This window comes from Microbacterium sp. Y-01, assembly GCF_003856715.1.
Lineage (GTDB): Bacteria > Actinomycetota > Actinomycetes > Actinomycetales > Microbacteriaceae > Microbacterium > Microbacterium algeriense.
In genome coordinates, this window is sequence record NZ_CP024170.1 from 1,017,843 (window position 1) to 1,040,886 (window position 23,044).

Sequence of the window (23,044 nt, forward strand, 5' to 3'; positions counted from 1 at the left end):
CTTTTGTGGTTTTCGCCAACAAATAGCAGGGGTGTCGTGGGAGCGCTCCCCGTCGAGGGTGAAGGCGACGAGGTCTCGATGGGGGAGGGGATTCGAGACCCCGCCGCCGGTCTCAGGAGGGGACGCGGATCTCGGCGATGACCTCGCCGTAGGCCGTCTCCCCGACGGGGGTGAAGCCGACGCGACGGAAGAAGGCCTCCGGGCCGTCCTCGCCGGCCTCGTAGATCACGTTGACGTGGTCGACGCCGCGGTGGCGCGCTTCGTCGATGAGGTTCTCGACGGCGAAGCGGCCGATGCCGCGACCCTGGTCGTCCGCGTCGACGTTGATGCGCCACAGCACGGAGCGGAAGTGCTCCTCCGGAGCCTCATCGTCGAAGTTCGCGCTCACGAAGCCGACGACCTCGTTGCGGTCGAGGATCACCCGCTGCCAGGACGTCTGAGGGTTGATGACCGTGGCCGCGATCCCGTACGAGACGGGAGCGAGGAACTGCTCCTGTCCGGGCTTGAGCGACAGGTTGTTCACGGCGACGATCGTCGCAGCGGAGAGTTCGACCATGCGCAGTTCGGACATGACCCCAGGCTAACCCCTCCGGGGTGGCCGGACACGTTTCCGGCGAACATTTCACCTCGGCTGCCTCGGCAACATGCTCCGACGGCTGCCGCTGCCGCTGTCGGGCCACGGGGGCGGAGCCCGCTCAGGTATCTTGGTATCGAGACAAATCGCCCCGTGAACGGAGAACCTCCCGGTGACCGACGACGCCATCATCTACACGCACACAGACGAGGCTCCGGCGCTCGCCACCGCCTCGTTCCTGCCGATCATCCAGGCCTACACCGGCCAGGCGGGCATCGAGGTCGAGACCCGCGACATCTCGCTCGCCGGCCGCATCCTCGCCGCCTTCCCGCAGAAGCTCACGCCGGAGCAGCAGGTCGGCGACGCGCTCGCCGAGCTCGGCGGGCTCGCCACGCTCCCCGAGGCGAACATCATCAAGCTGCCGAACATCTCGGCATCCATCCCGCAGCTCAAGGGCGCGATCGCCGAGCTTCAGGCTCAGGGCTACGACATCCCCGACTTCCCGGACGAGCCGACGTCCCTCGAGGAGAAGGACGTGCGCGCCCGCTACGACCGCATCAAGGGCTCCGCCGTGAACCCCGTCCTGCGCGAAGGCAACAGCGACCGTCGCGCTCCGCTCGCGGTGAAGAACTACGCCAAGAAGCACCCGCACCGCAACAAGCCGTTCGCCGAGGGCTCGAAGACCCGCGTCGCCACGCTCGGCCACGACGACTTCAAGCACAACGAGCGTTCCTGGGTCGCGGCCCACGACGACGTGCTGTCGTTCCGGCACACGGCCGAGGACGGCACCGTCACGGTCCTCAAGGAGGGCCTCAAGGTCCTCCCGCGGGAGATCATCGACGCCACGTTCCTCTCCGCGAAGGAGCTCGACGCGTTCCTCGCCGACACGCTCGCGGAGGCCAAGACCGACGACGTGCTCTACTCGGTGCACCTCAAGGCCACCATGATGAAGGTCAGCGACCCGATCATCTTCGGCCACGTGGTGAAGGCGTTCTTCAAGGACGTCTTCGACCAGTACGGCACGCACCTCGCCGAGGCCGGGCTCAGCGCGAACGATGGCCTCGGCTCGATCCTCGCGGGCCTGGCGAACGTCACCGGCGGCGACGAGATCGCCGCGGCGTTCGACAAGGCCATCGCCGAAGGGCCGCGCCTGTCGTACGTGAACTCCGACAAGGGCATCACGAACCTCCACGTTCCGAGCGATGTCATCGTCGACGCCTCCATGCCGGCGCTCGTCCGCAACGGCGGCAAGCTGTGGGGCAAGGACGGCGAGGAGGCAGACACCCTGGCCGTCATCCCCGACTCGTCCTACGCGAGCGTCTACCAGGCCGTGATCGACGATGTGATCGCGAACGGCCCGCTCGACCCCGCCACGATCGGCACCGTGCCGAACGTCGGCCTCATGGCGCAGGCCGCCGAGGAGTACGGCAGCCACGACAAGACCTTCGAGATCGCGGCAGACGGCATCGTCCAGGTGCTCGACAGCGAGGGCACCGTGCTCATCGAGCACACCGTGGGCAAGGGCGACATCTGGCGCGCGACGCAGACCAAGCACATCCCCGTGATGGACTGGGTGAAGCTCGCGGTGTCCCGCGCCCGCGCGACCGGAGTGCCGGCCGTGTTCTGGCTCGACGCGAACCGCTCGCACGACGCGCAGATCATCGCCAAGGTGCACCAGGGGCTCGCGACGCTCGACACCAAGGGCCTCACCATCACGATCCTGGCGCCGGAGGAGGCCACGCGGTACACGCTGGCGCGCATGCGCCACGGCCTCGACACCATCTCGGTGACCGGCAACGTGCTGCGCGACTACCTCACCGACCTGTTCCCGATCCTCGAGGTCGGCACGAGCGCCAAGATGCTCTCGATCGTGCCGCTGCTCGCCGGTGGTGGACTCTTCGAGACGGGTGCCGGCGGCTCCGCCCCGAAGCACGTGCAGCAGCTGGTCGAGCAGAACTACCTCCGCTGGGACTCGCTGGGCGAGTTCTTCGCGCTGGCGGCTTCGCTCGAGCACTTCGCCGACCGCACGGGCAACGAGAAGGCCCGCGTCCTGGCGGCGACGCTCGACGCCGCGACCGGAACGTTCCTCGAGGAGGACCGCTCGCCCGGCCGTGCGCTCGGCACGATCGACAACCGCGGCAGCCACTTCTACCTCGGCCTGTACTGGGCGCAGGAGCTGGCGAAGCAGACGAAGGACGCGGAGCTCGCCGCGGCCTTCGCGCCCGTCGCCGAGAAGCTCGCCGCGAACGAGGAGGCCATCGTCTCCGAGCTCAACGCCGTGCAGGGCGCCCCGGTGGAGATCGGCGGCTACTACCGTCCGGACGAGAAGCTCGTGGCCGCGGTCATGCGCCCGTCCACGACGCTGAACGGCATCGTCGACGCCCTGCGCTGAGACGAAGGAAGGGGGCGGATGCTGCGGCATCCGCCCCCTTCTGCTGTCCCTGCCCCGTTCCCCCGTACTCGGCACAACTTCGGAGATCGGACCCGACACGCCGGTCGACGGCAGCGGGATCTCGGCGTGTCGCGCCGGGACTCCGAAGTTGTGTCGACGGACCGGGAGTGCGCGGCGTCCACCGACAGGGGCCGGGGCCGGGGACGGGGACGGGGACGGGGCCGGGGTCAGTTGTAGACGGAGACCTCGAGGCCGACGGGCGACCAGTCGTAGACGTACTTGGCGAGGTCGATCGGCAGGTTGACGCAGCCGTGGCTCATCCGGTTGCCGAAGTTGTTGTGCCAGTAAGTGCCGTGGAAGCCGATGTTCGGGGCGAACCACGTGATCCAGGGCACATCCTCCGTGCAGTACGGAGCACCCTCGTAGCAGCCCATGTCCTGCATCGACGTGTGTGCGAAGACCTTGAAGTTGCCGGTCGGCGTCGGCGTGCCCGGAAGGCCGGTGGACACCGCCCACGACTTCACGACCTCGTTGTTCTCGAACAGGTACGCCCGCTGCGAGCTGAGGTTGATCTCGATGCGGCGGAAGAGGTTCACGCTCTCGAAGGGGGTCTCGCTCACCGACAGCGCGAAGACGCCGTCGCCCGCGGCGAGCTGCTGGGCGAACTGGTCCGCGACTCCTGAGGTGTCTCCGACCGTGCGCCCTGCCACACCCTCCCGCTCGGCACGCAGGACGTTCCCGGCGGAGTCGACGATGTTGGTCGCGTTGACCGGCGCCCGATCCACGAGGGAGGGGAGCGTGTCGACGGTGGCCTGGATCGCCTGCGGGTCGGCCTCGATGCGCAGCTGGCCGTCCTGGTCGACGACCGTCAGCCAGGAGGCGGCGACCTCGGGGGCGACGGGAACGGTGCGCTCCTCGCCGACGTAGAAGCCGATCGTCCCGAGCATCGAGTTCAGCTCGGTGGCCGTCGCGGTGGCGTCGTCGTCGGTGACAGCGGGGGTCGCCTGCGCGGGATCGCCCGAGTACTCGAGCGAGGTGCGACCCGCGGCGATCGCATCCACGAAGGCTCCGGTGAGGTCGGCGACGTCGATCCCGGTGCCGTTCTCAGACGGGGTGATGACATAGGTGCCGCTCGCGGCGTCGAAGGCGACGCCCGCGTCGACCGGGTCTTCGAAGCTCACGGGCACGGCACCGCGCAGAGCGGCGGATGCCGTGTCGGGGTCGAGGACGATGTCGGCGGAGACGGGGTCGCCCATCCATGCGCCGAGATTCCACATCGGGTGCTCGGCGAAGGCGGTGTCCGCGAGTGCTGCCGCGTCGACGGTGGCGCCCAGGTCGGCACCGGTGAGCACCGCGCCGTCTCCGGCGCCGGTGAGGGTGACCTCGGTGTCGGCGACGTGCGAGGCGATGGCCTCGGCCGCGGCTCCCGGAGTCATCCACCCCACCGGGATTCCGGCGACGGTCGTGCCGGGCGCGATGAGGATCATGGACGCGGCGCCGGCACCCAGAACGACGGCACCGACACCGAGGCCGATCCAGAGTCCGAGCCGGCGCTTCTTGGGAGCGGGTTCGATGGGCGCCCAGGCCAGCGGCTGCTCGCCCGTGGTGGGCGGCTCTGCCGCTGTGCGGGCGTCCGACGGCGTGAGCACCGCAGTGGGTGCGGAGTCGTCGCCGTGCGCCCCGGCTGTTGCGCCCGGCGCGGAAATCAGATCGGTCACGAACTTCACCCCCCGGCTCTCAAACGTGTCCTGACGTCCAATGGTACGGGATGGCAGGTAACGGGGAGGCAACGGTCGTGATACGGTGCCGCCCCGCGCCCTTCGGATCAGTCGACGATGGCGATGCCGTCGATCTCGACCAGCATCTCCTCGCGGGGGAGGCCGGTGAACACGGTGGTGCGCGACGGCAGCACGCCGCTGGTGGTGTGCGCGGTCACGAAGGCGCCGTACGCCTCGTTCATGATCGGGAAGTCCTCGCGCTTGGTGAGGTAGACGCGGAGCATCACGACGTCGTCGAAGGTGGCGCCGGATGCTTCGACGATCGCCTTCACGTTCTCCAGCGTGCGGGTGGTCTGTGCCGCGACGTCCCCGGGGAACAGGTACTCGTTCGTCGTCGGGTCGACGGGGCCCTGGCCGGACACCTGCACGAAGGGGCCCTTGCGGATCCCCTGCGAGAAGGTGTGGGCGGGTGCGGGGGCGGCGTCGGTGGAAACTCGGATCTTCGCGGTCATGCTGTCAGCCTAGTAGCCTTGTTAGATGCCTCTACAAATTCCGGATCCCGTTCTCGGCGCCTGGACGAAGGGCTTCCCGGCGCGTGCCGCAGGGCTCCGTCTCTCGGAGGTCCCCGATGCCGGCCTGCGCCTCTCCGACCTGGTGACTCCGGTGCTCACCGTCCACGCCGACGCGCTGTCGCACAACGAGGACACGGTCTTCGCCTGGGCGCGGGAGCAGGGCGTGCTGCTGGCGCCGCACGGCAAGACCACCATGGCTCCGGCGCTGTGGCAGCGACTGCTCGACGCGGGGGCGTGGGGGATCTCGGTCGCGACCCCCTGGCAGGCCGAGGTCGCCGTCGACGCGGGTGTGGCCACGGTGCTGATCGCCAACGCGGTCACGGATGCCGCGGCCGTGCGCCGACTCGCGCAGCTGCTCGCTGCGGATGACGGGCTGCGCGTGCTGTGCTGGGCGGACTCGCTCGCCGGCGTCGCGATCCTGGCCGAGGCCACGCGCGACGCCGTCCGCCCGCTGGACGTGCTGGTCGAGCTCGGGGGAGCGCACGGGCGCACCGGCGCCAGGACCGTGGCGGAGGGCGAGCGCATCGGACAGGCGATCGCGGCGGCCCCGGGGCTGCGTCTCGCCGGCGTGGCGGGCTACGAGGGGCCCTTCGGGCCGGACCGCAGCGCGGAATCCGTCGCCGCGGTCGATGCGTACCTGCGGACCCTCGTCGAGCTGCACGAGAAGCTCGCATACCCGGACGGTGTCCGGCCGGTACTCAGTGCCGGCGGCAGCTCCTTCCCCGATCGGGCGGCAGCGGTGCTCGCACCGTCCGGCGAGGACGCGGATGTGGTGCTTCGGTCCGGCGCCTTCCAGATCCACGACGACGGCTTCTACTCCCGCATGTCGCCCTTCGGGCCGCTGACCGGCACCGCGCCCCTGCGGTCCGGCATGCATGCCTGGGCGCGCGTGGTGTCGCAGCCGGAGGACGGACTCGCGCTGCTCGATGCCGGACGACGCGATGTCCCGTTCGATCTCGACCTGCCCATTCCGCAGTCCGTCGCGGGTGAGATCACCGCGCTCAACGATCAGCACGCGTTCCTGAGGCTCGCGGACGGCGCGACCGTCGGTGTCGGCGAGGTGGTGCGCCTCGGCCTGTCCCACCCGTGCACGGCCTTCGACAAGTGGCGGGTGGTCGCGGTCCTCGACGATCCTGACGCCGCGGATCCCCGCGTGATCGGGGCTGTCGCGACATGCTTCTGAGCGCGGAGAAGGCCACGGCCGGGCTGGTGCGGGTGTACCGCGGGGCCACAATCGTGGACGGCACAGGGGCGCCGCGGTTCGTCGGCGACGTCGCCGTGGAGGGAGCGCGGATCGTCGCGGTGCTGCCGCACGGATCACGGGACGACCTCGAGCTGCCCGACGGCGCGATCGAGACCGACGCGACGGGCCTGTTCCTGGCGCCGGGCTTCATCGACATGCACGCGCACAGTGAGCTGGCGGTGCTGAGCGGGACCGCGCACGACGCCAAGATCCGGCAGGGCGTCACCACCGAGGTGCTCGGTCAGGACGGTCTCGGCTATGCGCCGCTCGACGATGCCACTGCGGCCGTCATCCCGGCGCAGATCGCGGGATGGAACGGCATGCCGGCGCAGGTGCCGTGGCGCACCATGGAGGACCTGCTCGCAGCGATCGACGCGGCTGCCGTGGCGAACGCCGCCGTGCTGGTGCCGCAGGGCAACCTGCGGATGATGGTCATCGGTCACGAGAACCGCCCCGCCACGACGGACGAGCTCGCCGAGATGGCGGATCTGCTGGGTCGAGCGCTCGATGCCGGCGCCTTCGGGATGTCGAGCGGCCTGACCTACACGCCCGGGATGTACGCCGACACGGCCGAACTCGAGGCGCTGTGCCGCGTCGTGGCGGAGCGCGGAGGCTACTGGGCTCCGCACACCCGCAGCTACGGCGGGGGAGCGCTCGACGCCTACCGGGAGGCGCTGGACATCGGTCGGCGCACCGGATGCCCCGTGCATCTCACGCACGCCACGATGAACTTCGCCCCGAACCGCGGTCGCGCCGATGAGCTCCTGGCGCTGATCGACGAGGCCATCGCGGACGGCGTCGACGTCACGCTCGACACGTATCCCTACCTGCCGGGCGCCACGACGCTGTCGGCCCTCCTGCCCAGCCGGCTCGCCGCGACGGGCGACCTGCTGCGAGCCGTCGCCGCGCTCGATGCGGACGGGCGAGAGGCCCTGCGCGTCGAGCTCGAGGAGATCGGCTGCGACGGGTTCCACGGCGAGAAGGCCGACTGGACCCAGATCCAGATCTCCGGCACGGCGAATCCCGCGCTCGCCGACCTCGTCGGACGCACGGTCGCCGAGATCGCCGAGACGAGCGGGCGGCGTGCCGTGGACGTGGTGCTCGACACGGTCATCGCGGACGCGGGGGCCACCGGGATCCTGATGCACATCGGGGATGAGCAGAACGTCCAGGCGATCATGCGCCACCCGCAGCACGCGGGCGGGAGCGACGGCATCCTGATCGGAGCGCGACCGCACCCCCGCGGCCGCGGCACCTTCCCGCGCTACCTCGGCCACTACGTGCGGGAGCGGGGGATCCTCACATGGGAGGAGGCCGTGCGCCACCTCGCCGGCACCCCTGCCCGCCGTCTCGGGCTCGACCGCGGGGACGCCCCGCGAGGCGTCATCCGCCGGGGCGCGACGGCGGACCTGGTGCTGTTCGATCCGGAGACCGTCGCCGCGGGCGCGACCTTCGATGACCCGTTCGCCGCCCCGGAGGGCATCGTGGAGGTGCTGGTCGGGGGCGTTCCCGTCGTCGCGGACGGGCGACCGACAGGACGCGCGGCCGGGCGAGCGCTGCGGATGCCGCCGCCCGCGCATCGGGCGACCGTTCCCCGCATCGATGCGCAGATCGACCCGGCGGCGCCCTGCTTCCCGTGGTCGCCTTCGACGCCCGTCGTCGGTCCGTCCGAACTCGCGGCGTCGGTGATGCGGCTGCGCCGCGACGGGCATGACGAGTCGCAGCCGCCGATCCGTCTCGTCGTCGACGAATCGCTCGGGGCCGACGCGGCGGCCGCGGGCCGCATCGCGGAGGAGGCCTTCCGCGTGACGGTGACGTCGTCCGGGGTCGAGGTCCGCGGCGCGAGCCCTGTGGGCGTGTACCGCGGCGCCACCGTGCTGCGGCAGCTCCGCGACCCGCATGCGTCGACGGCTCTGATCCCTGCCGGGGTCTGGGAAGGCGCACCCGCCTACACCTGGCGCGGGACGATGCTCGACGTGGCGAGGCACTTCCGAACGGCGGACGAGGTGCGTCGGCTGATCGACCTGCTCGCCGACCACCAGCTCAACATCCTGCACCTGCATCTCACCGACGATCAGGGCTGGCGGTTCGAGGTGCCCGGGTACCCGCGGCTCACAGAGGTCGGTGCACGTCGGGAGGCGACGCAGCTCGGCCACGGGCCCCTGGCGACCGTCGAGCCGGGCGTCCACGAGGGCTTCTACACGACAGCCGAGCTGCGCGACCTGGTCGCCTACGCGCGCGAGCGCTTCGTGACGCTCGTGCCGGAGGTCGAGCTGCCCGGGCACATCCAGGCGGCGCTGGCCGCCTATCCGGAGCTGGGCAACCTCGACGTCGGTGAGCCGGCGTCCTCGGCGTGGGAGCGCTTCGGGGTGAATCCTCGCACCCTCGCGCCGACGGAGGCCTCGCTGGCCTTCGGGCGGGCCGCGATCGACGCCCTGTGCGACGTCTTCGATGCGGAGTGGATCGGCATCGGCGGCGATGAGGTCCCCGTCACCGAGTGGGAGCAGAGCGCCGCGGCGCGCGAGCGGATGCGCGTGCTCGGCCTGGCGACGCCGCACGACGTGCAGCCGTGGTTCACGGCGCACTTCGTCGCGCACGTCCGCGCTCGCGGGCGGACGGCGCTCGCATGGGACGAGGTCCTCGAAGGGGATGTGCCGGACGGCGTGCGGATCCTCGCCTGGCGCGGACCCGTCGCGATGCGCGAGGCTCTGCGCCGCGGCATCGACGTCGTCGCGTGCCCCGACCTCGAGGTGTACCTCGACTACCCGCAGTCGGAGTCCGAGGAGGAGCCGATCAGGGTCGGACCGCCGCTGAGCATCGAACGCGCCTACACGCTGCGCGTCGAGGACGGAGCGGTCGGTGGCCAGGCGAACGTGTGGAGCGAGCACCTGCCGACCAGGGATCGCGTCGACTTCGCGCTGTTCCCCCGACTCGCGGCGATCGCCGAGCGGCTCTGGGACGGGGGTGAGCCGGGTCCTTTCCCGGACTTCGCGCGGCGGCTGCCGACGCACCTGCGCCGCCTCGACGCGGCAGGGGTGCGGTATCGTCCCTTGGACGGGCCTGCACCCGATCAGCGCCGTCCTGGGGTGCCGGGGAAGCCGCTCACGGTCGAGGCGCGGGAGACGATCGTGGCGGGCCTGGTGGCGCGACTCATCGCACGCTCGACGACCGTCGACGGCGGCGATCGAAAGTAATGTAACGTTTCGGTAACCCTCCTCGCGCGTGCGCGAGCTGAGGTTGCGCAAATTTTGTTCGTAAGGTCTACTAACAAACATGTCCGTTTCGGATGATCAGCGTCCCACATCGACGTCGGAGTACGTCGGTGCGAACGCGCACGCCTTCGGCCCAGGGCGCCACCTGCGCTCGCGATCCAAGGTCCTGCCAGAGCACGCCCGCGGACACAACCGCGCGCTGGTGCTGCAGACGCTGTACCACGCCGGAGCGATGAGTCGCGCGGACCTCTCCCGCGAGACCGGTCTGACGCGGGTGACGATCTCGGATCTCGTCGCCGAGTTCATCGCCGACGGCATCGTGATCGAGATGGGCGTCCGCGAAGCCGTCGGCCCTGGAAAGCCCCCGATCCTCATCGACATCGACCGCTTCGGGCATCAGATCGTCGGCCTCGACCTCTCCGGTCCCAACGCCTTCACGGGCGCTGTGCTGAGCCTGGACGGAGACGTCCTCGAGCGGCGCGAGGTGGCTCGTCCGGAATCCCCGGACGGCGAGGCCGCCTACGCGGCGCTGCGGGAGCTGGCGCAGAGCCTGGTCGAGGCATCCACGCAGCCCCTGCTGGGAGTCGGGATCGGCACCCCCGGCGTCGTCCGGCCTGACGGCGTCGTGCTCAGCTCGCCCAACCTCGGATGGACGAACTTCCCGCTGGAGGCGAAGCTCGGTGTGGATCTGGACCTGCCGGTGCTCGCGCGCAACGACGCCAACGCCGCGGTGCTCGCCGAATACACCTTCGGCGAGGCCAAGGCCGACTTCATGCTGATCAAGATCGGCCGCGGCGTGGGAGCCGGACTCATCACCGGCAGCCAGCCGCTGCTGGGCAGTCGCTTCGCCGCGGGCGAGATCGGCCACGTCGTGGTCGGAACCGACGGCGGACCGCGCTGCGCCTGCGGCAAGGACGGGTGCCTGGAGGCCTGGCTCAGCGTCAGCCGTCTGCGCACGGCGCTGGCCGCGGAGCCCGAGGCGCGCGACGAGATCCTCCGGGACGCCGGCACCCGCATGGCGATCGCCGTCGCTCCGATCGTGGCGGCCCTCGACCTGTCCGAGGTCGTGCTGTCGGGTCCGGCCGACCTGCTCGACGGCATCCTCATCGACGCCGCGATCGAGACCCTCCACGCACGCACGCTCGAGGGAGTCTTCGAAGACGTCAGCGTGCGTCGGACGCATCAGGAGGACATCGTGCTGCGCGGCGCCGCCGTCATGGTGCTCTCCGGGCAGCTGGGTGTGTCGTGACGCGCGTCATCGCCCCCGCCGCCACGGTGGGGAACGGCATCCGATGACGGATGCAGGAATGGCCGACCCCTCCGGTCGGCGTCTTCGCGTGGGCCTGGACGTCGGCGGCACCAAGATCGACGCCGTGGCCGTCGACGCGTCCGGCGACATCCGCGGACGCCTCCGCCGGGCGACCGGTTGGGGCGACGACGCCGTGGTCGAGAGCATCGCCTCGGCGGTGACCGCCCTCGCGGAGGAGAGCGGATTCGCCCTCGCCGACGTGGGCTCGGTCGGCATCGGCATCCCCGGTCTCGTCGACGTGGACGCCGGTCGGGTGGATCACGCCGTCAATCTCGGCGTCCAGTCCCTCGATCTCGCGACGCGCGCGGAGCAGACGCTCGGCGTCCCGTTCCGGGTGGAGAACGACGTGAAGGCGGCCGCTCTCGGCGCCGCCGCGCTGAGCGGTGTCGCCGGCTCGATGGCCTATCTGAACCTCGGGACGGGTGTCGCAGCGGGCATCGTGATCGACGGACGCATCTGGCGCGGTGCGCGGGGGACCGCGGGTGAGGTCGGACACCTCTCCGTCGACCCGCGCGGACGGCTCTGCGGCTGCGGGCAGCGCGGATGCGTCGAGACGTTCTGCGGCGGCGGTGCCCTGGCGAAGGCCTGGGGACGCCCGGGTGCCCTGCCGATCAGGGACATCTTCGACGCGGCCGACGCGGGGGACCCGCAGGCCGCCGGACTCCGCGACGACCTGTTCCACGGCGCCGCAGCCGCGGTGCGGGTGCTCGTGCTGTCGGCCGACGTCGAGACCGTGGTCATCGGGGGCGGACTGACAGCGCTCGGCGACCGTCTGGAGAGCGGCATCAGGGCCGCCCTGCACGCCGGCGCGGAGGCATCGCCGTTCATGCGGTCGCTCCGCCTGGATGAGAGAATCGAACTGCTTCCCGCGGGATCTCCCGCGGCCGCTTTCGGCGCCGCACTCGTCGGCGCATCCATCACCGAGAAGGAGATCGTCCCGCATGGCTGAGGTCGTCATCGTCGAGAATGCCGAGGCCGCCGGCGCGCTGGTCGCCCGTGAGATCGTGCAGCTGATCGAGCGCCGTCCAGACACCGTCCTCGGACTCGCCACCGGCTCGACCCCGCTGCCGGTCTACCAGGCGCTGCGCTCCGAGCTCGCCGGTCGCGACGTCTCGCAGGTGCGCGGCTTCGCGCTCGACGAATACGTCGGCATCGATCCTCACCACCCCGAGAGCTACCGGTCGGTCATCACGCGCGAGGTCGTCGAGCCGCTCGGCCTCGACCCGCAGCGCATCCACGTCCCCAACGGAGCGCAGGCGACGATCCAGCACGCGGGCGAGGACTACGAGGCTGCCATCGAGGCAGCGGGCGGCGTCGACCTGCAGATCCTCGGCATCGGCACGGACGGACACATCGGCTTCAACGAGCCCGGGTCGTCCTTCGCCTCCCGCACCCGGGTGAAGACGCTCACGGAGCAGACCCGTGAGGACAACGCGCGCTTCTTCGACTCGATCGACGATGTGCCGATGCACTGCATCACGCAGGGGCTCGGCACGATCCTGAAGGCGCGTCACCTCGTGCTGCTCGCGTTCGGCGAGGGCAAGGCCGAAGCCGTCGCCGGCGCGGTGGAAGGCCCGCTCTCGGCGCTGCTCCCCGGCTCCGCGATCCAGCTTCACCCGCACGCCACGGTGGTCGTGGATGAGGCCGCAGCCTCGCGACTCCGCCTCGCCGACTACTACCGCTACACGTTCGCCAACAAGCCGGACTGGCAGGGCATCTAGACGGCGAGGAAACGCACTCAGCCCGCGAGGGCGGGCCACGCGATCGGGAGCAGGTGCTCCACGCTCAGCGGGGCGAGAGGCAGCGTCGCGACGTCGGCCGGGGTGATCCAGCGCAGTTCGGCGAGTTCCGCCTGCACGGTGACGGCGTCGGGATCGATCGTGGTCGCGAACGCCTCGGCGACCACACGGTGACCGGGCTCATTGGCTGCGGCCGAGACGAAGGTGCCCAGAGGGCGCAGGTCGCCCTCGCGGAGGACCAGGCCGAGCTCCTCCTCGAGTTCGCGGATCAGTGTCTGCGCGGCGGACTCCCCGGGCTCCGGCTTGCCGCCGGGCTGCATGAAACGGGTCGTCCCCTCCTTGCGGACCACCAGAACGCGCTGGGCGGCATCGACGATCACGGCCGCGCTCACATGGATGTCAGGCATCGGGATCGAACACCTTTCCGGGGTTGAGGATGCCGAGCGGGTCGAACACCGCCGCGATCCGGCGCTGGAGCTCCCACTGGTCGTCGCCCAGCTCTGCCGCGAGCCAGCGGCGCTTGAGGACCCCGATGCCGTGCTCGCCGGTGAGGGTGCCGCCGAGAGCGATGGCGGCACGGAAGAGCTCATCCGCCGCGGCCCACACGTTCGGCGGCGTCTCCGGCCCGTCGAAGATGAAGTTCGGGTGCAGGTTGCCGTCTCCGGCATGGGCGACCGTGGGGATCGTGAGTCCGTATTCGCGCTCGATGCGGGCGATCTCGTCGAACATCGCGGGCATGGCGCTGCGAGGGACGGAGACGTCCTCGATCAGCGTCGTGCCCAGTGCGGCCATCGCGGCGTGCATCGAACGCCGGACCGCGAGGAGGCGCTCGCCCTCGTCACGATCGCGGGACACGATCGTGACGCCGTCGTGCGCGCGCAGGATCCCGGCGATCGTCTCCGCTTCGACACCCGCGGCAGGGCCGTCGGTCTGGATGGTGAGCTGCGCGGCACCCGGTGTCGGGGCCGGCAGCGCGAGGAGGGCGTGCACGGCGGTCAGGCTCGCGGCGTCCATCAGCTCCATGATCGCCGGCTGCACGCCCGCGGCGGTCACAGCGGCGGAGGCCGCAGCCGCGCTGCGCACGCCGGGGAAAGTGGCCGTGACCGTGCAGGTCTCGCCCGGCACGAGTCTCCGAAGCTTGAGGGTCGCCCCGACCACCACGCCCAGAGTCCCCTCGGAGCCGATGACCAGCGAGGTCAGATCGAGTCCGGTCACGCCCTTCACGCTGCGGTGTCCGAGGTGCAGGAGACGGCCGTCGGCGAGCACGAGGTCGACGCCGAGCACCGCCTCGCGCACGACGCCGTACTTGGCGCAGAGCAGGCCTCCTGCCCCGGTGGCGATGTTGCCGCCGACGGTGGAGATGTCGCGGCTCGCGGGGTCGGGCGGCCACCACAGTCCGTGCGCGGCGAGGGCGGCGTTGAGTTCGGCGTTCAGGATGCCAGGTTCCACGACGGCCAGCAGATCGTCCGGCCGCACCTCGCGGATCGCGGTCATGCGCCGCGTGGAGAGCACGATCTCGCCGGTCCCGGCGTTCGCGGCCCCGGCGAGCCCGGTGCCGGCCCCGCGGACGACGACGGGGGTTCTGGTCGCGGTAGCGATGCGCAGCGTCTCCTGGACGTGCTCCACCCGTTCGGCGTGCACGACGGCGAGGGGGCGGCCGGGCGCGGAGTGGCCGGAGCGGTCGGCTCTGGCCTCTTCGAGCGACGCCTCACGCGTGTCAACGAGCGCGCCGAGCGATTCCTGCAGCAGGGCGAGGGGGGTCACGATCGGACGCTCACGGCGGCAGGGGCGGGGCCCAGGGTCAGGACAGGGCGCGTCGGCCGCTGAGCACGCCGGCGACGACGGCCACGAGAGCGAAGGCCGTGCCGATCAGCGCCTGACCCATCGACCACCAGGCGATCGTCACGCCCACGTAGATCAGGAGCTCGACCGCAGCACGGAGGAACGGGTGCACGCGCAGGACGGGACGGGGAGACAGGAACAGCGCCCAGACCAGAAGGACGAGGACCGGGGCTCCGATCCCGACGACGATGTTCCACGGGAACGCCCACGCGGCGAAGCCCCAGAGCGCGAGCGAGGCCACGGCGACGACCAGGACGACGGCGCGGACGATGTCGAGCGCGGACAGAGCCGGGCGTTCGACGCCGGGGACGGGTGCGGGATCCGAGGACATGGATCCAGTCTATTCGGCGACCGGGGAGCCCTCTGCCGAGGCATCGACCGTCGCGCTCTCCGCACCGGCGACCGCGGCTTCCGGCGCGGCGGCTGCGGTTTCGACGGCAGCCTCCTCGACGGGAGCCTCCTGGACGGAGGCCTCCACGGGAGCTTCCTGGGCGGGGGTGGCCTCGACGGGGGCGTTCTCCAGAACGGGAGCGGGTTGCTGGACGGGCGCTTCGTCGACGGGAGCCTCCTCGACGGGAGCCTCCTCGACGGGAGCCTCTTCGACGGGAGCCTCTTCGACGGGAGCCTCCTCGACGGGAGCCTCCTCGACGGGAGCCTCCTCGACGGGAGCCTCTTCGACCGCAGCCTCCTCGACCGGAGCCTCCTCGACGGGGGCGCCGAGGTAACCGAGGGAGAAGAGGCTCGTCTCGGTCGAAGGGCCGACGCCCGACGCGAGCACATACCGGAAGGTGACGTTGGTGAGCGGCGCGAGCAGATACTGCACGATGTCGGGCGTGAGCGTGATCGTGCCTGCTCCGGTGTCGTCGAGCACGACGGTGCCGCCGCCGAGCGGGCTGCCGTTGAGCAGCGCCTCGATCGTCGTCCCCGGGGCCCCGGTGACGGGGACCCGGTAGAGGATGTGGATGATGCCGAGCTCGTCTTCCGAGATCGCGACGCTGGCCGGCGCCCAGACCGGCGGCGTCACCGGGTCGACGGGGATCTCGGGGTCGACGGGGATCTCCGGGTCGACGGGGATCTCGGGGTCGACGGGAGTCTCGGGGTCGACCGGGGTCTCCGGGTCGACCGGGGTCTCCGGGTCGACAGGAGGTTCCGGTTCGACGGGGGTCGCGGGGTCTGAAGGCTCTGCCGGGATGACGGGCAGCGTCGGCGGAACCACGACAGGGGCGGGCGCGACGTCGGGCCCGGTCTGCTCGACCACCGGCGGCACGGCGGGCTCCTCCGCGGGCGGCGCGGGTACCTCTTCGTCGGACGTCTCGATGACGACGGGCTCGTCGAGACTCATCTTCTCGTCGGGTCCCACGTCCGCCGCGATCGAGGACGGATCCTTGTCTCCCGCGCTGGGAAGGGACGTCTCGGGGTCGTTTCCGGTGAGCCCGGGAACGATCGTCGCGGCGGCGACGACCCCGGCGACCACGAGAGCCGCGGATCCGGCACCCACCAGCGCGCCGATGCCGGTGAACGCGCCGCCGGTCGAGCCCGCGCCGGCCGACGTGCCGGAGGCTCCTCCTGCCGATCCGCCCGCGCCGGAGGCGCCGCCTCCCGCGATGCCGGTGACGGCCGAACCGGAGGCGGGGTCGCCCGCGAAGACGGCGCCGGTGATGCCGGAGGGCATCGCGGCCAGCGCGACGATCGGCGTGCCGGCGCCCTGCAGGGTGGCCAGATAGCCGGAGGCGCCCGTGACGCCGAGGACGAGCGGGAGGAGCACGAGCGCGAGGCGCTTGGAGACGTCCTTGGCTTCGGCGGCGACGATCATGCACCGGGCGCACTCATCCAGGTGCAGCTCGAGGCGCCGGTGGTCGCGCGTCCCCAGGTTGCCGCGGGAGTACGCGCCCAGGTGCTCGATGGTCCACTGGCAGTCGGAGCCCTCGGCCGCGCTGCGCAGATGCGCCTGGATCCAGGCTTCGCGCAGGCCCTCCCGGGCGCGGAAGGCGAGCTGCGAGACGGCGCCGGCCTTCATCCCGAGGAGCGGACCGACCTCCTGCGGTTTCATCTGCTCGATCTCGGTGTACCAGAGGACCTCCTGCCAGCGGGACGGGAGGCTGCGGAACGCCTGGGCGGTCAGACTGCGGTCGAGCGCCTCGTTGGCTGCCTGATCGGTGGTCTCGGGGTCGGCGACGGCGTCGAGCTCGTCGATCGCGGTCTCGCGGCGCGCGCGTCCCCATCCGGCCGCCGTGTTCCTGATGCTCGTGAACAGGTACGCGCGGAAGGAGCCGTTCGGCCCGCCGCCCTTGACGATCGCCTGGTAGATGCGGGTGTACGCCTCCTGCACGAGGTCGTCGGGGTCGATGGAGGAGGTGATCGAGCGAGCGACGGACAGGCCGGACGGGTAGTGGCGTCGCCAGAGTTCCCCGAATGCCTCCGTGTCACCCGAGCGGGTGCGGAGGATCAGGTCGGCATCGCCGACGATCTCGTCGTGACTCGTGTTCTCTTCGTGCACAATCATCCATCTGTCGCAGGGCGCGCATACGCCTCCGCGGGAAGAGACGCGTGAGAGCGCCTCTCATCACGCGACTTCTCCATTCTCTCGCGAATCTCCCAGGGAAGCCAGCCCTCGTCGGGATTCCGAGTCGATCCTCGGGAACACTCGTCCCGCCGTCCGCGTCGGTCGCGGGGCGAGCGAGTCGGGGAGGTTTTTTCGCGAAGTCGCGTAATGAAACCGGCTCGACGCCATCTCTTCCGGTGAGACAGCCGTACGGACTCCGCTGGGGGGCGGGGTTCAGGTATCGACACGGGGTTCCGTGTCGAGAGGGCGGGTCGGGAGCCTCGGGGGAGGAGTGCCCGACCGCCCGCGTCTCGCGAACGAGGCCGACGATCGGGGACGGCGGCCTCCCACACGCATCGATCACGGATCGAGGAGCTTCCCGAGGATTTTCGAGAAGTCGCGTAATGAAAACGGGTGAGTGACATCTCATCCAGTGAGACAGCCGTGCGAACTCCACCGGGGGGCGGAGTTCAGGCTGCTGGTGCGGGGGGCAACTGCACCGGCTGGGCGGGTCGGGACCCTCGGGGGAGGAGTTCCCGGCCGCCCGATCTCACGAGGGGGGATGAGGCCGCCGATCTGGGGAACGGCGGCCTCCCATCCTCCGCCACACGTACGACCGGAGAGCGCAGAGCTGCGCGTCGCGCGCAGTTCTCGATGCCCTCAGACGATCAGCCGGGCTCCCGTCCAGACGCGTGCGACGCGCAGGTCCGCATCCAGCAGCACCGCATCGCCGAGCAGCCCTTCCTGGAGTCGGCCGAGAACGGCGTCGCGCCCGATCGCCCGCGCCGGCGTCTCCGTGAGCGCCTGCACCGCCGCGGGGAGCGTCGCTCCCGCCTGCACGGCCCGTCGCAGCGCCACATCCTGGGTGAGGGTCGAGCCGGCGATCGATCCGGTGTCGTCCGCCCGTGCCACGCCGTCCTCGACCGTGACGCTCACGGCGCCGAGGTCGTAGTGGCCGTCGGCGCTTCCCGCGGCTGCCATCGCATCCGTGATCAGAGCCACACGCCCGGGGGCGGAGTCGAAGACGAGCTTGATGACGTGCGGGTCGAGGTGCACGTTGTCGGCGATCGCTTCCAGGACGACCCGATGGTCCGCGGCGGCAGCGAGCACAGGGCCGGGCGCCCGGTGATGGATCCCCGGCATCGCATTGAAGGCATGCGTGAGGATCGATGCTCCCGCCTCGAAGGCGGCCACGGCCATCGCGGCGTCCGCGTCGGTGTGTCCGACCGCCGCGGCGGTGCCGGCCGCCACGATCTGCCGGATCGCGTCGAGGCCCCCCGGCAGCTCGGGAGCGATCGTGATCTGCCGGATCGTGCCGCGGCCTGCCGCCAGCAGCCGCGCGACGTCATCCGCCGTCGGATGCCGCAGCAGCGAGGGCTCGTGCGCACCGTGATGACCGGGGTCGAGGAAGGGGCCCTCGAGGTGGGAGCCCAGGACGTCGGCATCCGTCTCGGTCAGATCGGCGATGGCCGCGACGCTCTCGGCGAGCGCGTCGACGGACGCGGTCACGAGCGAGATCACGGCGCGTGTGGTGCCGTGTTCGCGGTGCAGAGCGCGTCCGGCGCGGATCGCCTCCACGCCGTCGTCGAACGCCGCCCCGGCACCGCCGTGGCCGTGGATGTCGACGAACCCGGGCGTGAGCAGCGCCCCGGCTCCGGCGACTGCGGTGGCATCGACCACCTCATCCGCCGCCGTCCACTCCGATCCCGTCCCGCGCGCGACGATGAAGCCGTCCTCGATGCGGAGCCAGCCGTCCTCGACGATCTCGCCGCGATCCACGATGCGGGCGGAGTGGATGACCAGCGAACCGGTCGCGGAGGAGTGGGTGCTCAACGTGTGCTCCAGGGGATCTCGTCTGCGGGGTGGAAATCGACCCCCTCAGCCTTCCACAGCGGCGCCAGCGACCCGAGACGAACCCGGAACGACTCCCATCCGCGCTCCGGCGACTCCCGCGGAGACCAGGCGACCTCGGCCTGAGCTGCGACACGGGGGAACACCAGCTGCTCGACCTCGTCGAGCGTGCGCGTCGTCTCGGACCACAGGGGCGCCTCGACCCCGAGGATCGCGGACTCGGGCACGTCGAGGACAGCGGTGGGCTCCCACTCGTACGCCGTCCGGACGTCGATGATGCCCGCCCAGGTCAGCCCGAGCGGGAAGTCCTCGGAGTACTTCATGTCGAGGTACGTCGCGTTCGCCGTCGACATGATGAGGGCGCCGCCGCGCTCGACGAAGTGCGCCGCTTCTTCCGCGTGCGTGCCCTCCGGCGTCGTCTTGCCCCAGTACTGCCCGATCGTCCCCTCCGCGATGGCGGCGGCCGAGCCCATCTCGTGCCAGGCCACGGGGACCTTGCCCGCTTCGACGACGATCGCCGTCGCGCGCTCGGCGAAGAGGTCGAAGTCGGCCTGCGGGGTGCCGAGCGACTCGTCGCCGCCGATGTGGATGTACGGTCCCGGTGTCATCTCGGCGAGCTCGCGGACGACGTCGCGCACGAACTCGTACGTGCGCTCCGAGTGGATGCGGACGCTGGAGTGCCCGACGCCCCAGCCGAGGTACGGCTCGCCGGCGACCGGAAGGGGCTGACCCAGGCGCTTCGAGTCGGCGATCAGGGCGTCGTTCATGACCGGCGCCTCGACGAGCTCGGGATAGGCCACGCCGATCGCGTGCGTGTGGCCGGGCAGATCGATCTCCGGGATCACGATCATGTGACGTGCGGCGGCGTACGCGACGATCTCCCGGTAGTCGTCCTTGGTGTAGAAGCCGCCCGGCGCGCCGTCGGCGGCGCTCGCCGCGGCCCGCTCGGTCAACAGCGGCCAGGAGTCGATCTGCACGCGCCAGCCCTGGTCGTCGCTCAGGTGCAGGTGCAGGTGGTTCAGTTTCAGGGCGCTCGTGCTGTCGATGAACGTCTTGACGTCGTCGACGCCGAAGAAGTGCCTGGTCACGTCGAGCATCACGCCGCGACGGGGGAACCGAGGGGAGTCGGCGATGTCGGCACGGAGCAGCCCCCAGCCGGCGTCGTCCTCCCGGAGCAGCTGCAGCAGCGTCTGGACGCCGTAGAAGAGCCCGGCTTCGTCGGCGCCGATGATGATCGCGCGATCGCCGATCTCCAGCGTGTAGCCCTCCGCCGCGGAGGAGTCCGGATCGATGAACAGCTCGATCTCCGCTGGTCCGTCGACGGTGCTGTCGAGGCGGATCCCGGTGCGGCGCTCCACCGCGTCGATCAGCTGGGCGGCGGCGGGGGAGGAGCCGAGCACGCGCGTCGTCGCGGTGACCGGCATCCGTCCCTCTCGTGCGAGGGCGGACACCGGCGCGGGCACGAGCGGAAGAGAATGAGGAAGGACCATGAACAAAACCTACCCGGCGCGACGCTCCGGCGGAATGGGAGACGTCGAATCGATTCTGCGATCACCCGGCCCCGCGATCCGATCCGCCGCCGTGCAGGCGTCGGCGATCCGCTATGCTCGTAACCGTCGCGACTGGCGTCTGGGTGGACTACCACCGGGGAGCGACTGACCACGGAATTCGACCGCGCGCCTGGGCCGATAGGAACACCCCTTTCGAATCCGTCGTCAAAAGGAGCACGTCATGACCGACCGTTACTTCAACGCCCCGCTCTCCGAGGTCGATCCCGAGATCGCCCAGGTGCTCGACCGCGAGCTGAAGCGTCAGCAGACCTTCCTCGAGATGATCGCATCGGAGAACTTCGTCCCCGTCTCGGTGCTGCAGTCGCAGGGCTCCGTGCTCACCAACAAGTACGCCGAGGGCTACCCCGGACGCCGTTACTACGGCGGCTGCGAAGAGGTCGACGTCGCGGAGGAGCTCGCGATCGAGCGGGCGAAGAGCCTGTTCGGGGCGGAGTTCGCGAACGTCCAGCCGCACTCCGGCGCCTCGGCCAACGCGGCCGTCCTGCACGCGATCGCCCGCCCCGGCGACACCCTGCTCGGCCTCTCGCTCGACCAGGGCGGCCACCTCACGCACGGCATGAAGATCAACTTCTCCGGCCGGCTCTACGACATCGTCGCCTACGGGGTCGACCCCGAGACCTCGACGATCGACATGGACGAGGTGCGTCGTCTCGCGATCGAGCACAAGCCCAAGGTGATCATCGCCGGCTGGTCCGCCTACCCCCGCACGATGGACTTCGCGGCGTTCCGTGCGATCGCCGACGAGGTGGGCGCGCTGCTCTGGGTCGACATGGCGCACTTCGCCGGTCTGGTCGCCGCGGGGCTGCACCCGAACCCGGTGCCGCACGCCCACGTCGTCTCCTCGACGGTGCACAAGACCATCGGCGGCCCGCGCTCCGGCTTCATCCTCACCAACGACGCCGAGCTCGCCAAGAAGATCAACACCGCGGTGTTCCCCGGCCAGCAGGGCGGCCCGCTCATGCACGTGATCGCCGCGAAGGCGACCGCCTTCAAGCTCGCAGGCACGCCGGAGTTCAAGGAGCGTCAGGAGCGCGTGCTCCGCGGTGCGAAGCTCATCGCCGAGCGCCTGTCGCAGCAGGACGTGAAGGACGCCGGCATCGCCGTACGCTCCGGCGGCACCGACGTGCACCTCGTGCTGGTCGACCTCCGCGACGCCGAGATCGACGGCAAGCAGGCGGAAGACCTCCTGCACGACATCCACATCACCGTGAACCGCAACGCCGTCCCGAACGACCCGCGTCCGCCGATGGTGACCTCGGGCCTGCGCATCGGCACCCCGGCGCTCGCGACCCGCGGCTTCGGCGACGCCGAGTTCACCGAGGTGGCCGACATCATCGCTCTCGCGCTGCTCCCCGGCGCAGACGTGGAGTCCCTCCGCGCCCGCGTCGACGCCCTCGCCGCCGCGTTCCCGCTCTACCCCGACCTGCAGCAGTAATCCTCGCGAGTGCACGACAACCCGCCGAGTGCACGGCTTCGCCACGCGACGAAGCCGTGCACTCGCCGACAGGCCGTGCACTCGGCGGCGACAACGTAAGGAAGAAGGGACGAAGACATGACCGCGAAGATCCTGGATGGGAAGGCGGCGTCCGCCGCGATCCGGGCGGAGCTCACCGAGCGCGTCGCCGCGCTCACGGCGAAGGGCATCACGCCGGGCATCGCGACGGTGCTCGTTGGTGCGGACCCGGCATCGCAGCTGTACGTCGGCATGAAGCACCGGCAGTCCGAGGCGATCGGGATGAACTCGATCCAGCGCGAGCTCCCCGCGGACGCCACGCAGGAAGACGTCGAAGCCCTGATCGACGAGCTCAACGCCGACCCCGCCTGCCACGGCTACATCGTGCAGCTGCCGCTGCCGAAGCACCTCGACACGGACGCGATCCTCGAGCGGATCGACCCGGCGAAGGACGCGGACGGCCTGCACCCGACCAACCTCGGCCGGCTCGTGCTCAACGTCAACGGCCCGATCCACACCCCGCTGCCGTGCACGCCGCGCGGTGTGATCGAGCTGCTGCTGCGCAACGACTACGACCTCCAGGGCAAGCACGTGGTCGTGGTCGGCCGCGGAGTGACGATCGGCCGCTCGATCGGGCTGCTGCTGACCCGCCGCGACCTCAACGCCACGGTCACCCTGACCCACACGGGAACGGTGGACATGCCGCGCTATCTGCGGGAGGCCGACGTGATCGTGGCTGCCGCGGGCGTCAAGCACCTCATCCGTGCGGAGGACGTCAAGCCAGGGGCCGCCGTGCTCGACGTGGGCGTGACGAGGGAGACCGACCCCGAGACGGGCAAGAGCCTGGTGTTCGGGGACGTCGCCCCCGAGGTCGCCGAGGTCGCCGGATACCTCTCCCCGAACCCGGGCGGCGTGGGCCCGATGACGGTCGCGCTGCTCATGACCAACGTGGTCGAGGCCGCCGAGCGTCTCGCCTGACCCGCTCCAGTCGCGAAAAAGCACCCATCCAGGCCTCGGATGGGTGCT

Annotated in this window: 17 protein-coding genes and 1 riboswitch; of the genes, 8 read left to right on the forward strand and 9 right to left on the reverse strand. The window is 70.9% G+C overall.

The annotated features are described in order from the left end of the window. Positions 1–112: 112 nt before the first annotated feature. Positions 113–571: a GNAT family N-acetyltransferase gene (locus tag CSX12_RS04760; RefSeq protein WP_017204087.1), complete on the reverse strand. Its 459-nt coding sequence runs from the start codon at positions 569–571 to the stop codon at positions 113–115. Between the two features lie 175 nt (positions 572–746). Between CSX12_RS04760 and CSX12_RS04765 the strand changes: the two genes are divergently transcribed. Beyond that, positions 747–2,966: an NADP-dependent isocitrate dehydrogenase gene (locus CSX12_RS04765; protein ID WP_124895019.1), complete on the forward strand. Its 2,220-nt coding sequence runs from the start codon at positions 747–749 to the stop codon at positions 2,964–2,966. A 227-nt stretch (positions 2,967–3,193) separates the two neighbouring features. Here CSX12_RS04765 and CSX12_RS04770 read toward each other — a convergent pair whose 3' ends face one another. Both CSX12_RS04770 and CSX12_RS04775 read right to left on the reverse strand, forming a co-directional pair. Continuing rightward, a complete protein-coding gene (locus CSX12_RS04770; protein ID WP_241160563.1) occupies positions 3,194–4,684 on the reverse strand; it encodes a L,D-transpeptidase in 1,491 nt (496 codons plus the stop codon). 107 nt (positions 4,685–4,791) lie between these two features. After that, complete coding sequence (locus CSX12_RS04775) at positions 4,792–5,196, reverse strand: RidA family protein (RefSeq protein ID WP_017204090.1); 405 nt, start codon at positions 5,194–5,196, stop codon at positions 4,792–4,794. Between the two features lie 25 nt (positions 5,197–5,221). Between CSX12_RS04775 and CSX12_RS04780 the strand changes: the two genes are divergently transcribed. The 5 genes from CSX12_RS04780 to nagB all read left to right on the forward strand — a co-directional run bounded on the left by CSX12_RS04780 (position 5,222) and on the right by nagB (position 12,741). Beyond that, on the forward strand, positions 5,222–6,439 hold the full coding sequence (locus CSX12_RS04780) for an alanine racemase (RefSeq protein ID WP_241160564.1): 1,218 nt from the start codon (positions 5,222–5,224) through the stop codon (positions 6,437–6,439). Beyond that, a complete protein-coding gene (locus CSX12_RS04785) occupies positions 6,430–9,693 on the forward strand; it encodes a family 20 glycosylhydrolase (protein ID WP_124895021.1) in 3,264 nt (1,087 codons plus the stop codon). Before CSX12_RS04780 ends, CSX12_RS04785 begins: the two co-directional genes overlap by 10 nt. A 79-nt stretch (positions 9,694–9,772) precedes the next feature. Beyond that, complete coding sequence (locus CSX12_RS04790) at positions 9,773–10,960, forward strand: ROK family transcriptional regulator (RefSeq protein WP_017204093.1); 1,188 nt, start codon at positions 9,773–9,775, stop codon at positions 10,958–10,960. 58 nt (positions 10,961–11,018) lie between these two features. Next, positions 11,019–11,969, forward strand: a complete 951-nt coding sequence (locus CSX12_RS04795) for an ROK family protein (protein ID WP_017204094.1) — start codon at positions 11,019–11,021, stop codon at positions 11,967–11,969. Beyond that, positions 11,962–12,741, forward strand: coding sequence for a glucosamine-6-phosphate deaminase (nagB, locus tag CSX12_RS04800; protein WP_017204095.1), 780 nt, complete (start codon positions 11,962–11,964; stop codon positions 12,739–12,741). The genes CSX12_RS04795 and nagB overlap by 8 nt, the downstream gene beginning before the upstream one ends. A 17-nt stretch (positions 12,742–12,758) precedes the next feature. On the opposite strand, the gene CSX12_RS04805 is transcribed toward nagB, so the two are convergent. The 6 genes from CSX12_RS04805 to CSX12_RS04830 all read right to left on the reverse strand — a co-directional run bounded on the left by CSX12_RS04805 (position 12,759) and on the right by CSX12_RS04830 (position 20,484). Continuing rightward, a complete protein-coding gene (locus CSX12_RS04805) occupies positions 12,759–13,166 on the reverse strand; it encodes an NUDIX domain-containing protein (RefSeq protein ID WP_017204096.1) in 408 nt (135 codons plus the stop codon). Then, positions 13,159–14,526, reverse strand: coding sequence for an FAD-linked oxidase C-terminal domain-containing protein (locus CSX12_RS04810; protein ID WP_040568805.1), 1,368 nt, complete (start codon positions 14,524–14,526; stop codon positions 13,159–13,161). Before CSX12_RS04810 ends, CSX12_RS04805 begins: the two co-directional genes overlap by 8 nt. 34 nt (positions 14,527–14,560) lie before the next feature. After that, positions 14,561–14,932, reverse strand: a complete 372-nt coding sequence (locus CSX12_RS04815) for a YrdB family protein (RefSeq protein WP_124895022.1) — start codon at positions 14,930–14,932, stop codon at positions 14,561–14,563. Between the two features lie 9 nt (positions 14,933–14,941). Beyond that, positions 14,942–17,098: a sigma-70 family RNA polymerase sigma factor gene (locus CSX12_RS04820; protein ID WP_164479536.1), complete on the reverse strand. Its 2,157-nt coding sequence runs from the start codon at positions 17,096–17,098 to the stop codon at positions 14,942–14,944. Between the two features lie 705 nt (positions 17,099–17,803). Next, a complete protein-coding gene (gene nagA / locus CSX12_RS04825) occupies positions 17,804–18,976 on the reverse strand; it encodes an N-acetylglucosamine-6-phosphate deacetylase (RefSeq protein WP_124895024.1) in 1,173 nt (390 codons plus the stop codon). Beyond that, positions 18,973–20,484, reverse strand: a complete 1,512-nt coding sequence (locus CSX12_RS04830; RefSeq protein WP_124895025.1) for a family 20 glycosylhydrolase — start codon at positions 20,482–20,484, stop codon at positions 18,973–18,975. The genes nagA and CSX12_RS04830 overlap by 4 nt, the downstream gene beginning before the upstream one ends. Before the next feature lie 118 nt (positions 20,485–20,602). Then, positions 20,603–20,687: riboswitch (ZMP/ZTP riboswitch) on the forward strand. Positions 20,688–20,725: 38 nt separating this feature from the next. On the opposite strand from CSX12_RS04830, the gene glyA reads away from it, so the two are divergent. Both glyA and CSX12_RS04840 read left to right on the forward strand, forming a co-directional pair. Then, entirely contained in the window at positions 20,726–22,000 is a 1,275-nt protein-coding gene (gene glyA / locus CSX12_RS04835) for a serine hydroxymethyltransferase (protein ID WP_124895026.1), read from the forward strand. Between the two features lie 117 nt (positions 22,001–22,117). After that, the gene (locus CSX12_RS04840) at positions 22,118–22,996 is read left to right on the forward strand and encodes a bifunctional methylenetetrahydrofolate dehydrogenase/methenyltetrahydrofolate cyclohydrolase (RefSeq protein ID WP_124895027.1); all 879 of its coding nucleotides are present in this window, start codon (positions 22,118–22,120) and stop codon (positions 22,994–22,996) included. The last annotated feature ends 48 nt before the right edge of the window (positions 22,997–23,044 follow it).

What these genes read in the sequence shown, in the direction of transcription:
- glyA (WP_124895026.1), top strand. Translation starts at nt 20,726, where the DNA reads ATGACCGACCGTTACTTCAACGCCCCGCTCTCCGAGGTCGATCCCGAG.
- CSX12_RS04775 (WP_017204090.1), bottom strand. Translation starts at nt 5,196, where the DNA reads ATGACCGCGAAGATCCGAGTTTCCACCGACGCCGCCCCCGCACCCGCC.
- CSX12_RS04795 (WP_017204094.1), top strand. Translation starts at nt 11,019, where the DNA reads ATGGCCGACCCCTCCGGTCGGCGTCTTCGCGTGGGCCTGGACGTCGGC.
- CSX12_RS04760 (WP_017204087.1), bottom strand. Translation starts at nt 571, where the DNA reads ATGTCCGAACTGCGCATGGTCGAACTCTCCGCTGCGACGATCGTCGCC.
- CSX12_RS04785 (WP_124895021.1), top strand. Translation starts at nt 6,430, where the DNA reads ATGCTTCTGAGCGCGGAGAAGGCCACGGCCGGGCTGGTGCGGGTGTAC.
- CSX12_RS04780 (WP_241160564.1), top strand. Translation starts at nt 5,222, where the DNA reads ATGCCTCTACAAATTCCGGATCCCGTTCTCGGCGCCTGGACGAAGGGC.
- CSX12_RS04830 (WP_124895025.1), bottom strand. Translation starts at nt 20,484, where the DNA reads ATGGTCCTTCCTCATTCTCTTCCGCTCGTGCCCGCGCCGGTGTCCGCC.
- CSX12_RS04840 (WP_124895027.1), top strand. Translation starts at nt 22,118, where the DNA reads ATGACCGCGAAGATCCTGGATGGGAAGGCGGCGTCCGCCGCGATCCGG.
- CSX12_RS04805 (WP_017204096.1), bottom strand. Translation starts at nt 13,166, where the DNA reads ATGCCTGACATCCATGTGAGCGCGGCCGTGATCGTCGATGCCGCCCAG.
- CSX12_RS04790 (WP_017204093.1), top strand. Translation starts at nt 9,773, where the DNA reads ATGTCCGTTTCGGATGATCAGCGTCCCACATCGACGTCGGAGTACGTC.
- CSX12_RS04815 (WP_124895022.1), bottom strand. Translation starts at nt 14,932, where the DNA reads ATGTCCTCGGATCCCGCACCCGTCCCCGGCGTCGAACGCCCGGCTCTG.
- nagB (WP_017204095.1), top strand. Translation starts at nt 11,962, where the DNA reads ATGGCTGAGGTCGTCATCGTCGAGAATGCCGAGGCCGCCGGCGCGCTG.